This window comes from Streptomyces sp. NPDC049687 (genome assembly GCF_044465285.1).
Taxonomy (GTDB): Bacteria; Actinomycetota; Actinomycetes; order Streptomycetales; family Streptomycetaceae; genus Streptomyces.
On sequence record NZ_JBITLN010000009.1, the window covers coordinates 245,075 to 257,651 of the forward strand.

Here is a 12,577-nt window from a genome sequence, read left to right on the forward strand (position 1 = left end):
CTTCCTTGTCCGACCCGCACGAGCACTCCCCGCACGAGCTGATCGTCCTCAACCCGGCCACCGAGGAGGTCATCGCCACCGTCCCGGCCGCCGACGCGGCCGACGTGGACCGCGCGGTCGCCCGCGCGAGCGCCGCACAGAGCGCCTGGGCGGCCGCCGCTCCCGCCGACCGGGCCCGGCTGCTGCGCCGCTTCGCCGACGTCGTCGACAGCCGCCTCGAAGAGCTGGCGCACCTCGAGGTGCGCGAGGCCGGCCACCTCCTCGGCAACGCCCGCTGGGAGGCCGGCAACGCCCGCGACCTGCTCCTCTACGCCGCCGGCGGCGTGGAACGGCTGCTGGGCAAGCAGATCCCCGTTCCCGGCGGCTGGGACGTCACCTTCCACGAACCGCTCGGCGTGGTCGGCGTGATCGCCCCGTGGAACTTCCCGATGCCGATCGCCGGCTGGGGCTCCTTCCCGGCCCTCGCCGCCGGCAACGCGGTCCTCCTCAAGCCCGCCGAGACCACCCCGCTCACCGCCCTGCGCCTGGCCGAACTCGCCCTCGAGGCGGGCCTGCCCGAGCATCTCTTCCAGGTCCTCCCAGGCTACGGCGCGGTCGCCGGACGCGCGCTCGTCGACCACCCGGGCGTCGCGAAGATCGTGTTCACGGGCTCCACCCGCACCGGCCGCGAGGTCATGGAGCGCTGCGCCCGCCAGGTCAAACCGGTCACCCTGGAACTCGGCGGCAAGAGCCCGAACGTCGTCTTCGCGGACGCCGACCTGAAGGCCGCCGTCGACCCGTTCTCCTTCCTGGACAACTCCGGCCAGGACTGCTGCGCCCGCACCCGGATCCTCGTCCAGGAGTCGGTGTACGACGAGGTCGCCGGCCTTCTCGCACGGGAACTGTCCGCCGTGGTGGTCGGCGACCCGGCCGACGAGGCCACCCAGATGGGCCCGCTGATCTCCCGTCAACAGGTGGACCGCGTCCGGTCGTTCGTGCCGGACGACGCCCAGGCGCTGCGCGGCACCGCCCCCAAAGGACCGGGCTTCTGGTTCCCGCCGACCGTCCTCACGGGTGCCGCACCCGACTCCGACGCCGCCCGCGAGGAGATCTTCGGCCCGGTCGCGGTCCTGCTCCCGTTCACCGACGAGGCGGACGCGATCCGGCTCGCCAACGACACCCCCTACGGCCTGTCCGGCTCCATCTGGACCCGCGACGTCGGCCGCGCCCTGCGCGTCTCACAGGCCGTGCGCGCCGGGAACCTGTCCGTCAACTCCCACTCCAGCGTCCGCTACTGGACCCCGTTCGGCGGCTACAAGCAGTCCGGCGTCGGCCGCGAGCTGGGCCCGGACGCCCTGACCGCCTTCACCGAGACCAAGAACGTCTTCATCAGCACGGAGGGCCCCGCACAGTGACCGAAACCACCGCAGACATGGTTTGCAGGCGTCTCGTCGGCCGTACCGCCGTCATCACCGGGGCCGGCAGCGGCATCGGCCTCGCCACCGCGCGCCGGCTCGCCTCCGAGGGCGCGCACGTCGTCTGCGGCGACGTCGACGAGGCCCGCGGCAAGGCCGTCGCCGACGAGATCGGCGGGATCTTCGTGAAGGTCGACGTCACCGATCCGGACCAGGTCGAGGCGCTGTTCAGGACGGCGTACGACACCTACGGCAGCGTCGACGTCGCCTTCAACAACGCGGGCATCTCGCCGCCGGACGACGACTCCATCCTGGAGACCGGCCTGGAGGCCTGGAAGCGCGTCCAGGAGGTCAACCTGACCTCCGTCTACCTGTGCTGCAAGGCCGCGATTCCCTACATGCGGCGCCAGGGCAAGGGCTCCATCATCAACACGGCGTCGTTCGTGGCGCGGATGGGCGCGGCCACGTCCCAGATCTCGTACACGGCCTCCAAGGGCGGTGTGCTCGCCATGTCCCGTGAACTGGGGGTGCAGTTCGCCCGCGAGGGCATCCGCGTGAACGCCCTGTGCCCAGGGCCGGTCAACACCCCGCTGCTGCAGGAGCTCTTCGCGAAGGACCCGGAACGGGCCGCCCGCCGCCTGGTCCACATCCCCGTGGGCCGCTTCGCCGAGGCCGAGGAGATCGCCGCCGCCGTCGCCTTCCTGGCCAGCGACGACTCCTCGTTCGTCAACGCCACCGACTTCCTGGTGGACGGCGGGATCGCGGGGGCGTACGTCACCCCGCTCTAGGGCGCGTGGTGAAAGTAGCGGGCAGGCGGGACTTTCCCAACACGCCCTGGTGCCGCCTCAGAGGAACGTCTGCCCCTCGCCCCGGTAGGTGGGCACGGTGGCCGTCACCGTGTCCCCCTCGACGAGGTGCAGCACCTCGAACCGCTCGCACAGCTCACCGGCCTTCGCGTGCCGGAACCACACCTTGTCGCCGATCAGCAGATCGTCGGCGGGGGAGCCGATGAGCGGCGTCTGCACCTCGCCGGGGCCCTCCTGGGGGTCGTAGCGCAGCCCCTCCGGGAGGTACGGCACCGGGAGCCGGTCGGGCCCGGGGGCACCGGAGGCCGGGTAGCCGCCACCGAGCACGGTCACCACCCCCACCCCCGGCCGCCGTACGACGGGCTGGGCGAAGAGGGCGGCCGGACGCCCGGTGAACGACGTGTAGTTGTCGAAGAGACGCGGGACGTACAGGCCCGACCCGGCGGCGATCTCCGTGACCGCGTCCTCGGCGGCGGTGTACTGGACACTGCCGGTGCCGCCGCCGTTGACGTACTCCAGATCCGGTGCGACGGCCCGCACCGCGCGCACCACGGCGGCGCGGCGTTCGGCGAGTTCGCGGCGGGCGGTGGCCTGCATCAGCCGGATCGCCCGGGAGCGGAACGGGCGCCCGGCGACGGCGTCGCCGACCCCGGCGATGTGACCCTCGTACGCCATGATCCCCACGAGCGTGAACCCCGGCCGCCGGGCCACCGCTCGCGCCACCTCGGCGACCTGGGCGGGGGAGTGGAGGGGGGAACGCAGCGCGCCGACCCGGAACCGGCCGCCGAGCAGCTTCAGCGAGGTGTCCAACTCCAGGCAGACGCGTATGACCTCGGTTCCGCCGGCGCGTGCCGCGTCGATGAGCTCCAGCTGGGCGACGTCGTCGACCATGACGGTGACGGCGGCGGCGAGCTTGGGATCGGCGGCGAGTTCGGCGAAGGCGGCGCGGTCGGCGGAGGGGTAGGCGAGCAGGATGTCGTCGAAGCCGGAGCGGGCGAGCCACAGGGACTCGGCGAGGGTGAAGGACATGATGCCCGCGAAGCCGTCCTTGGCGAGGACGCGTTCCAGCAGGGTCCGGCAGCGCACGGACTTGCTGGCGACACGGATCGGCTTGCCGCCGGCACGGCGGACCAGATCCTCCGCGTTGGCGTCGAAGGCGTCCAGGTCCACGATCGCGAGTGGGGCGTCGAGGTGCTCGGTGGCCCGGTCGTAACGGGCCCGGTCGGCGGCGCGCGCAGTCATGAACGAAGCCTGCCAGACAGGATTACCGCAGGGTAGGGGGACGTTCCGGGCAGATGCCCCGCAGGTCGCGGACTGGTTCCCGTTCGCCCCGCGACAAGACGTAGAGTGACGCGCACGCACGGAGGACGGCTCCGGCCGGAGATCCGCGCCGGGATGCCGGTCCGTCCGCGCGGGTATGCGTGCCCTGGACGGACCACCGTGTCCGCACCGGGCCGCCGGGCACACGCTGGACGGCCCGCGTACGACAACGACGGCCCGGGCACGAGGAAACGGGGGGGTGCATGAGTACGGACGCACGCCGCGCCCCGATCCCCCCACGCCCCGGCGTCCCGCCCCGCCCCGCCGTACCCCCACGCCCCACCCGGGCACCGGTGGAGACCGCAGAGCCGGAAACCCCCCTCGAACCGACGAAGCCGAACGCCGGACACACACCGGCCCCCTCCGACGGCCCGGCGGACGGCGCCCCCCGGGATGCCTCCGAGGCCGGTGCGGACAGCAGGTCGGGGCAGTCCGGAGACGGTGCGCCGAGCACCCCGGGGGCGTCCGGGGCCGGTGCCGAGAGCGCGTCGCGGGCGTCCGGGGCAGGCACGGAGAGAGCGTCGGGTGCCGTGGGCTCGTCCGGCGCCTCGCGGACCCCTCCGAAGGCTCCCAGGGACACTTCGTCCTGGTTCCGGCCGTACGCGCCTGCGCCCGATCCGCGTGCCTCCCGCACCTCGGACACGGCGCCCCCGGCACCCCGTGTGCCGTCGTCCACCCACCCCACGGACGCCATGACCCCGCCCCCGCCGCCCGCGTCGGCACGCTTCCCGGACATCCCGCCCCAGACGGGCCACCCGGCCGCACGACGCGACGAGGCGACACCGCGGGGCGACACCCGCCCCCAGACACCACCGGTCCCCGACCGCACCCCACCACGCGGCCCGGCCCCGTCGCGCCCCACCGCCCCCCGCGCCACGGACCCGGCGACCCCACAGCGCCCGCCCGCCTTCCGCCCCGGCACCCCGACCGGCTCACGCTCCGCGGCTCCGGCCGAACCCGGCGCGCGCCCCGAGGGCCCGGCCTCCTCAGGCTCCACGACTTCGGCCGGTTCCCGCCCCCAGGGCCCGTCCGCCCCCGGCTCCCGCTCAGCGGGATCCGCCGGTACGGCCGGTCCACGTCCCGCTGCGGAGTCCGACCACGACAGCGCCTGGAGCCCCCTGCCCCGCAGTTGGGTGCCCGCCCCGAGCCGCGCTGTCCGGACGGACCCGGACCAGGGCTCCGTCCCCGCCGCCCCGCCCCACCGCCCTTCCGCCCCCGCGCAGCGCGCTCCTGCCTCCGAGCGCCCCCCCGCCGGGCCCCAGGGCTCCGCCCCTGCCGCCCCCACGCACCGCCCCGCCGCGCCTCGAGGCTCCGCCCCCGCTGCCCCCGACTCCCGCCCGGGTGCCCCCGAGCGGCGCCCAGTCGGCGGCCCGCGGCGCCCTTCCGCTCCCGCTCCCCAGCCCCCCGCGGACCTCGACGCGCAGCCCGCCTGGAGTCCTGCCTCTCCTGTCCGGCATCCCGACTTCGACGTGACGTCGGCGGATCCGAAGACCACCGAGCGGCCGCCGGCTCCTGCCGTGCCGCCGTCCCGCCCCGGGGCCGTTCCCACCCCGCCCCCCGTGGCGCCCACGGCGGCCCCCGGGTCCGTGGCCGGCGGGGTCACGCCCGACCCGGCTCTCTCCTGGAGCGCGCCCATGGCACCCGGTGGTGCCGCCGGGGCCACGCGGCCCGTTGTCACCTTCGCGCGGCCCGAGGGGTTCGGGGACGGGCCCCGGGGGCTCGGCCGACGGACTCGTACCCTGGCCGCCGCCGCATGTTTCGTGTTCGGGCTGGGGCTCGTCGGCGGTGCCGTCACCGGGAGTTGGCTCATCGGGGACGCGGAAGGCAGTGGTGAGCGGGGCACGTACGCCGTGGCCGGCGGCCTGTGGCACAACGTTCCCGTGGACGAGCTGTTCCCGCGGACCGTCGAGGGGCGGGGAGCGGGCCCCGGCGGAGCCGACCGGACCTGGACGCGGGTGGCCGTGGCCCCGGACAGCGGCTGCGCCGACGCCTTCGACCCACTGCTGCGCCAGGCCCTCGCCCCGGTCGGCTGCCGGCGGCTCCTGCGCGCCACCTACACCGACGCCACCCAGAGCTACGTCACCACCGTCGGCCTGCTCTTCACCACCGCCGACGCGACCGCCATGCGCTCACTGGACACCCGGTTCGCGAAGGAGGGCCTGGCGAAGCGGACCGACCTGCTGCCCCGGCCGTACGCGGCGAAGGACACCGCCGCGGCCTCCTTCGGCGACAAGCAACGCGCCTCCTGGACGATCTCCGTCCTCACCGACGCGCCCGTCGTCGTCTACGCCGTCTCCGGCTGGGCCGACGGCCGTACCGTCGACACCCCGCAGCCCGCCCAGCAGGCCACCGCCTCCGGCGCCACCACGGCCCCCGCCCAGGCCGGCCTCGGCAACGAGGCCCGGGGCCTCGCCGACCGCATCGAGCGAAGCCTGCGCAAGACCGCCGTCACGCCGCCCTCGGAGCAGCCCTCATGAGCCGCCGGACGACCACCGCCCGCCGAAGGACCACCCGCCGCGCGGGCCTTCTGTGCTGCCTCCTCGCCGGCTCCGTCGCCCTGCTGCCCGCCGCCCCGGCGTACGCCGACAGCATCCGAGCCCAGCAGTGGGCCCTGGACGCGCTGCACGCACAGGAGGCCTGGCAGACCACCAAGGGCGAGGGCATCACCGTCGCCGTCCTGGACACCGGCGTCGAGGCCGACCACCCCGACCTCGAAGGGAACGTCCTCCCGGGCAAGGACATGGTCGGTTTCGGAGCCGAGGAGGGGGACTGGGCCTGGGCCCGGCACGGGACGGCCATGGCCGGCATCATCGCCGGGCACGGCCACGGCTACGCGGACGCCGACGGCGTCATGGGCATCGCCCCGGAGGCCAAGATCCTGCCGGTCCGCGTGATCCTCGAGGACAAGGACCCACAGCGCACAAAGGCCCGCAACACCCGCGGCAACGCCCTCGCCGAGGGCATCCGCTGGGCCGCCGACCAGGGCGCCGACGTCATCAACCTCTCCCTCGGCGACGACTCCGCCTCCGCCCACCCCGAGCCGGCCGAGGACGAGGCCGTGCAGTACGCCCTGAAGAAGGGGGTGGTCGTCGTCGCCTCGGCCGGCAACGGCGGCGAAAAGGGCGACCACATCTCCTACCCGGCGGCCTACCCGGGCGTCATCGTCGCGACCGCCGTCGACCGCTACGGCACCCGCTCCTCCTTCTCCACCCGCCGCTGGTACGCCACGGTCAGCGCCCCCGGCGAGAAAGTGGTCATCGCCGAGCCCGACCACAAGTACTACGAGGGCTGGGGGACCAGCGCGGCCTCGGCGTTCGTGTCGGGAGCCGTGGCGCTCATCGAGGCCGCCCATCCGGGGCTCACCCCGGCGCAGATCAAGAAGCTCCTCGAGGACACCGCCCGCAACGCCCCCGTCGGCGGCCGCGACGACTCCCGCGGCTTCGGCTTCATCGACCCGGCCGCCGCGATCAGAGCCGCCGCCGGTCTCAGGCCGGAGGGCCTGAAGTCCGCCTCCTACGGCAAGAAGTACTTCGGCTCGGGCCCCGAAGCCGCCCCCTCCGAGGACGACACCTCAAGCTGGACCGCCCCGCTCGCGGGCGGCGCCGGGGTGGTGCTGCTGGTCGGCGCGGTCCTCCTGTGGCGCGGCCGCCGGGAACCGGACGAGCTAGAGATCTACTGACGCCCGGCTACCCGGCCGGCCGATGTGGCCGTCGCCGACGCGCTGTCGTCCGCGAACGCCGACACCGCCGCCTTCGCCGCCGCCTCCACCAGCGAGATGCCCTTCGCCTGCGTCGCGTTGCCCTTCGACAGCACCGCCACCAGGTACGCACGGTCGTCGGACGTCACCCGCCCGATGCTGTTGATGTCCCACAGCCCGGTGGTGCTCCTGGGCAGCCAGCCGTTCTTCAGCGCCCACGACGAGCCGTCGGCGGCCGCCGACACCCCCCAGTGCTGGCCGACGGCTATCTGCCCCATCAGCCCCCGCAGATACGTCCGTGAGGCCTCGCTCAGCTCCGAGTCGTCCCCGAAGACCTGCCGGAGCAGGGTGAGCTGGTCGGCGGCCGTGGTCTGGGTCAGCCCCCACAGCGCCCCGTCGCCGCCCTCGGTGTCCGTGAGCCCGAACCGCTCGTTCGCCGCGTCGAGCCCCCCGGCCTGCCCGATGGCGTCCCACAGCGCCGACGCCGAGGTGTTGTCGCTGTTCTCGATCATCGCCGTGGCGTACGACTTCTCACTCGCGGTGAGATGCCGTCCCGAGTCCTGCGCCTGGAGCAACAGCGTCGCCAGGATGTCCACCTTGACGATGCTCGCGGTGTCGAACGCCGCGTCGCCGTAGGTGGCGCTGTCCCCGGACTCCACGTCGAGCACGGCCACGGACACGTCCGCGTCGCCCGGCACGGTCACCGACTTCATCGCCGCCGCCAGCAGCGCGTCGTGGTCCACCTCGGGCACGGCCACCGGCTCCACGGACGCCTCCTGGGTCGACTCCGACTCCGACTCCGACGCGGACGGCGCCGGAGAGGACGACGATACGGCTCCCCCGCCGGAGTGCGCCTGTGCCTTCACGTACGCGGTCCCGCCCGCGGTGGCGCCCAGGACGGCCACGGTGGCGAGCGCGGTGTAGAGGAGGGGACGGCGCCGGGACAGCCGAGCGCGACGGCTGCGACGTGCTCTGGAAGACTCCATGACCGAGATGGTGGAGGCGCCGACTGTGCGGGCCGTTAGACGGACGTAAGAGGTACGTCAGCGGAGGCTGAGAAACCTGTGAAAGTCGTCACCACCGCGTTTCCGGCCCCGCACAAGCCCAGCAGCATCCCCCCGATAAGGTCGGGGACCGTGGCGAACAAGAACATTCCCGACCCCGGCTTCTCCGACGACGACGGCTCCGCCGATCCCCGGCTGAGCGCGGCTCTCGCCGCCTGGGCCGAGGACCGCACCGCCGTGGGACCCGTTCTGGAGGCGCTGAGGGGCGCCCGGCTCCTGGTCCCCGTGGTGGCCGTGCTCGGCGAGGTCGAGGAGGGCGAGAACGGACTGCGCCGTGAGAAGACCAGCGACATGGCAGTCCCGACCTTGAAAGCGGGCGCCCGCACGGCCCTGCCGGCCTTCACGTCCACCGACTCCCTCGCCCGCTGGGACCCGGCGGCCCGGCCCGTCGCCGTACCCCTTCACCAGGCCCTGCAGGCCGCCGCGCACGAGAAGGCGGACACCGTCGTCCTCGACCTGGCCGGGCCGGTGGCGTTCGAACTGACGGGACCGGCGCTGCTGGCGCTCGCCGAGGGCCGTACGACCACCGATCCGCTCGCCGATCCGGCGGTGCGGGAGGCGGTGCGGGCCGCGGTCGCCTCGGAGTCCGCGGTCGTCAGCGCCCACCTCGGGCCGGGAGCGGCCGACGGCACCCTCGCCCTCGTCCTCGACCCGGCCGCCGCCCCCGCCGAGGCGGCCCGGGCCGTCGCCCAGCGCCTCGCCGCCGACGACACACTGAGGGCCCGCCTGGTGCGCGGCCTCGACCTGGCACTGCTGCCGGCCGGGACGACGCCTCCGGGCGAGCCCCTGTACGTACGCGGGTGAACCAGGGCGTGCGCCCCCTGTGCCGCGCCTCTCGCCGCGTTGTCGGGATCGCCCGCGTACGCCCAGTACGCGGACGACCCTCCGCCTTGCGATGCACCGCACCAGACGCCGCGGGCCCCGCGCCCTCCGGGCGGACGACGCTACTTTCGAAACACGCCCTAGCCGTAAACGGGCCCCGTGTACTTCTCGCCCGGCCCCTGGCCCGGCTCGTCGGGGACGATCGACGCCTCGCGGAACGCCAGCTGCAGCGACTTCAGGCCGTCGCGCAGCGGGGCCGCGTGGAAGGAGCTGATCTCGGTCGCGCTCGCGTCCAGCAGGCCGGCGAGGGCCGTGACGAGCTTGCGGGCCTCGTCCAGGTCCTTGTACTTGTCGCCCTCCTCGGTCAGCCCGAGCTTCACGGCCGCGGCGCTCATCAGGTTCACGGCGACCGTCACGATCACCTCGACGGCCGGGACCTCGGCGATGTCGCGGGTCATCTCGTCGAAGTCGGCGGCGCCGGGGTTCTCGCCGGAACCGGCGGGGGAGGTCTCACTCATGCCCCACACGATAGGCGCAGGCCCGTCGGCCCCTCGTGTCGAGGCTCGATTCGCCGTTCCTGGCGCTGGCTGGTAATCTCGTGTAACGACCGGTCGGACACGCGTGCCACCCAGCAGGCGGGCCCGGCCCACAAGTGGAGGCTCCGAACTCCCACCCGACCACCCTCAGGGCGGCGGGTCACCCCGGTCAGGCGGCCACCATCGTTCCGTACGGACGATGGAGTCGCCCGGTAGTGCGCCCCGCGATCCCCGCGAAGGTGCTCCGGAAGTGTTGGAGCCCCGCATGTGATCGTTCGGGGCATTTTTTGTGCTTCGGCGTGGTTATAGGCCTAACGAACACAGACGTTACGCGGCCGTCCGCCAGACCGCCGCGTGGTGCTACCGAGGAGGATCCATCAGCGCCGAGCCCCGCATCAACGACCGGATTCGCGTTCCCGAGGTGCGACTTGTCGGTCCCAGTGGCGAGCAGGTGGGCATCGTCCCCCTGGCCAAGGCACTGGAGCTTGCGCAGGAGTACGACCTGGACCTGGTCGAGGTCGCGGCGAACGCCCGCCCGCCGGTCTGCAAGCTCATGGACTACGGGAAGTTCAAGTACGAGTCGGCCATGAAGGCCCGTGAGGCGCGCAAGAACCAGGCGCACACGGTCATCAAGGAGATGAAGCTCCGGCCGAAGATCGACCCGCACGACTACGACACCAAGAAGGGTCACGTCGTCCGGTTCCTCAAGCAGGGCGACAAGGTCAAGATCACGATCATGTTCCGCGGTCGTGAGCAGTCCCGTCCCGAACTGGGATACCGACTGCTGCAGCGTCTCGCGGAGGATGTCCAGGACCTCGGGTTCGTCGAGTCGAACCCGAAGCAGGACGGCCGCAACATGATCATGGTCCTCGGTCCGCACAAGAAGAAGACCGAGGCGATGGCCGAGGCCCGTCAGGCGCAGGAGGCCCGCAAGGCCGAAGCGAAGGCCAACCCCGGCCGCTCGCAGAACCCCGCGGACGCCGAGGATGCCGAGGGCGCCGAGGTCACCGAGACCGCTGAGGCCCCTGCCGAGGCTTCCGCCGAGGCGTGATCCACCGGGACACACGTCCCATGGATGTAACCGATACAAGCGACGCTCCTACCGTGCCCGGTTTCACGACCGGGCACCGGAGCGCCACCGACGAGGAGAGAACGGCGCTATGCCGAAGAACAAGTCGCACAGCGGTGCCAGCAAGCGCTTCAAGGTCACCGGCTCCGGCAAGGTGCTCCGTGAGCGCGCCGGCAAGCGCCACCTGCTCGAGCACAAGTCGTCCCGAGTGACGCGTCGCCTCACCGGCAACGCCGAGATGGCCCCGGGCGACGCCGCGAAGATCAAGAAGCTTCTCGGCAAGTGAGGCCGGGCGCACAGCGCCTGACCCACCGACGAAACCGGGACCCAATCGATTCCGGGCCGTGTGACGACACCCACGGCCCCGCTACAAGGAGTTAACAAGTGGCACGCGTCAAGCGGGCAGTCAACGCCCACAAGAAGCGCCGGGCGATCCTCGAGCAGGCCTCCGGCTACCGCGGTCAGCGTTCGCGCCTGTACCGCAAGGCCAAGGAGCAGGTCACCCACTCGCTGGTCTACAACTACAACGACCGCAAGAAGCGCAAGGGCGACTTCCGTCAGCTGTGGATCCAGCGCATCAACGCCGCTGCCCGCGCCAACGGCATCACGTACAACCGCTTCATCCAGGGCCTGAAGGCCGCGAACGTCGAGGTCGACCGCAAGATCCTGGCCGAGCTCGCCGTGAACGACGCGGGCGCGTTCGCCGCGCTCGTCGAGGTCGCCCAGAAGGCGCTGCCGAGCGACGTCAACGCCCCGAAGGCCGCGTGACGCTGCGCCGGCTTCGACCGACGTGACGGGTGGACCCGCAGGTTTCCAGGCCTGCGGGTCCTGCTGTCTGCGCAGCCGCGGGCAGCCGTTCGGACGCGGGCCGGTGGCGGCCTTGAGGGCTCAACGGGCTGTTCGCGCATTTCCCCGCGCCCCTGGGGGTGCGGTCGCACCACCCGATTCGCCCCGCGGACAAGAACCACCGAGCTTTCGAAGGTGAACCAGAACATGGCCTCCGCCAGCCCCGAACTGATCTCCCCCCGTTCCACCCGGGTCTCCGCCGCCCGGCGGCTCGCGCGGCGGAACTTCCGGGGGAAGGAGCGGCTGTTCCTCGCGGAGGGGCCGCAGGCCGTGCGGGAGGCGGCTGCGTACGGCGGGAACACGCTGGTCGAGCTGTTCGCCACCGTCGAGGCCGCGGAGCGGTATGCCGACATCATCGGAGAGGTCCGGGGCACCGGGGCCCGCGTCCACCTCGCCGACGAGCAGGTCATCGCGGATATTTCCACCACCGTCACCCCGCAGGGGCTCGTCGGGATCTGCCGGTTCGTCGACACCCCCTTCGAGGAGATCCTCGCCGCCCGGCCCAAGCTGGTCGCCGTACTGGCGCATGTGCGCGACCCCGGGAACGCCGGCACCGTCCTGCGCTGCGCCGACGCCGCCGGCGCCGAGGCCGTCGTACTGACCGACGCCTCCGTCGACCTGTACAACCCGAAGGCCGTACGCGCCTCCGTCGGGTCGCTGTTCCATCTGCCCGTCGCCGTCGGGGTGCCCGTCGAGCAGGCCGTGGCCGGGCTCAAGGCCGCCGGGGTGCGGATCCTGGCCGCCGACGGGGCGGGGGAGGACGACCTCGACGACGAGCTCGACAACGGCACCATGGGCGGGGCCACGGCGTGGGTTTTCGGGAACGAGGCCTGGGGACTCCCCGAGGAGACCCGCGCGCTCGCGGACGCCGTCGTGCGCGTGCCGATCCACGGAAAGGCGGAGAGCCTGAACCTGGCGACCGCCGCCGCCGTATGTCTCTACGCATCGGCCCGTGCACAGCGCGCCTCCGGAGGGTGCCGCTCCGTCACCGAGAGCTAGTAGGGTGGCGAGCTCGGGGGCCTC

The 12,577-nt window shown here is 73.1% G+C and carries 12 protein-coding genes; 9 read left to right on the forward strand and 3 right to left on the reverse strand.

Going from position 1 to position 12,577, the window contains the following annotated elements:
* Positions 1 to 5 precede the first annotated feature (5 nt).
* Positions 6 to 1,394 (forward strand): aldehyde dehydrogenase family protein, encoded by a 1,389-nt coding sequence (locus tag ACIBVL_RS27415; RefSeq protein ID WP_399100843.1) that lies wholly within the window; start codon positions 6 to 8, stop codon positions 1,392 to 1,394.
* 17 nt (positions 1,395 to 1,411) lie between these two features.
* A complete protein-coding gene (locus tag ACIBVL_RS27420) occupies positions 1,412 to 2,182 on the forward strand; it encodes a 3-oxoacyl-ACP reductase (protein WP_399101245.1) in 771 nt (256 codons plus the stop codon).
* A 57-nt stretch (positions 2,183 to 2,239) separates the two neighbouring features.
* Here ACIBVL_RS27420 and ACIBVL_RS27425 read toward each other — a convergent pair whose 3' ends face one another.
* Entirely contained in the window at positions 2,240 to 3,442 is a 1,203-nt protein-coding gene (locus ACIBVL_RS27425) for an amino acid deaminase/aldolase (protein WP_399100845.1), read from the reverse strand.
* A gap of 1,838 nt (positions 3,443 to 5,280) precedes the next feature.
* On the opposite strand from ACIBVL_RS27425, the gene ACIBVL_RS27430 reads away from it, so the two are divergent.
* Together ACIBVL_RS27430 and mycP are read left to right on the forward strand one after the other, a co-directional pair.
* Positions 5,281 to 5,997: a hypothetical protein gene (locus ACIBVL_RS27430; RefSeq protein ID WP_399100847.1), complete on the forward strand. Its 717-nt coding sequence runs from the start codon at positions 5,281 to 5,283 to the stop codon at positions 5,995 to 5,997.
* Positions 5,994 to 7,199, forward strand: coding sequence for a type VII secretion-associated serine protease mycosin (gene mycP / locus ACIBVL_RS27435; protein ID WP_399100849.1), 1,206 nt, complete (start codon positions 5,994 to 5,996; stop codon positions 7,197 to 7,199). The genes ACIBVL_RS27430 and mycP overlap by 4 nt, the downstream gene beginning before the upstream one ends.
* Here the strand turns inward: mycP and ACIBVL_RS27440 are convergent.
* Entirely contained in the window at positions 7,193 to 8,203 is a 1,011-nt protein-coding gene (locus ACIBVL_RS27440) for a serine hydrolase (protein ID WP_399100851.1), read from the reverse strand. The two genes, mycP and ACIBVL_RS27440, sit on opposite strands and share 7 nt — an antisense overlap.
* A gap of 150 nt (positions 8,204 to 8,353) precedes the next feature.
* Between ACIBVL_RS27440 and ACIBVL_RS27445 the strand changes: the two genes are divergently transcribed.
* Entirely contained in the window at positions 8,354 to 9,085 is a 732-nt protein-coding gene (locus tag ACIBVL_RS27445) for an SseB family protein (RefSeq protein ID WP_399100853.1), read from the forward strand.
* A 158-nt stretch (positions 9,086 to 9,243) separates the two neighbouring features.
* On the opposite strand, the gene ACIBVL_RS27450 is transcribed toward ACIBVL_RS27445, so the two are convergent.
* Positions 9,244 to 9,621 carry a DUF1844 domain-containing protein gene (locus ACIBVL_RS27450; protein ID WP_399100855.1) on the reverse strand — a complete coding sequence of 126 codons (378 nt, stop codon included), beginning with the start codon at positions 9,619 to 9,621 and terminating at the stop codon, positions 9,244 to 9,246.
* A gap of 394 nt (positions 9,622 to 10,015) precedes the next feature.
* Here ACIBVL_RS27450 and infC point away from each other — a divergent pair, with 394 nt between their 5' ends.
* The 4 genes from infC (at position 10,016) to ACIBVL_RS27470 (ending at position 12,553) form a co-directional block, all read left to right on the forward strand.
* A complete protein-coding gene (infC, locus tag ACIBVL_RS27455; RefSeq protein WP_399101247.1) occupies positions 10,016 to 10,690 on the forward strand; it encodes a translation initiation factor IF-3 in 675 nt (224 codons plus the stop codon).
* A 109-nt stretch (positions 10,691 to 10,799) separates the two neighbouring features.
* Positions 10,800 to 10,994 carry a 50S ribosomal protein L35 gene (gene rpmI, locus ACIBVL_RS27460; protein ID WP_004933563.1) on the forward strand — a complete coding sequence of 65 codons (195 nt, stop codon included), beginning with the start codon at positions 10,800 to 10,802 and terminating at the stop codon, positions 10,992 to 10,994.
* A gap of 98 nt (positions 10,995 to 11,092) precedes the next feature.
* Positions 11,093 to 11,476: a 50S ribosomal protein L20 gene (rplT, locus tag ACIBVL_RS27465; protein WP_004002577.1), complete on the forward strand. Its 384-nt coding sequence runs from the start codon at positions 11,093 to 11,095 to the stop codon at positions 11,474 to 11,476.
* A 225-nt stretch (positions 11,477 to 11,701) separates the two neighbouring features.
* Entirely contained in the window at positions 11,702 to 12,553 is an 852-nt protein-coding gene (locus ACIBVL_RS27470) for a TrmH family RNA methyltransferase (RefSeq protein WP_399100857.1), read from the forward strand.
* The last annotated feature ends 24 nt before the right edge of the window (positions 12,554 to 12,577 follow it).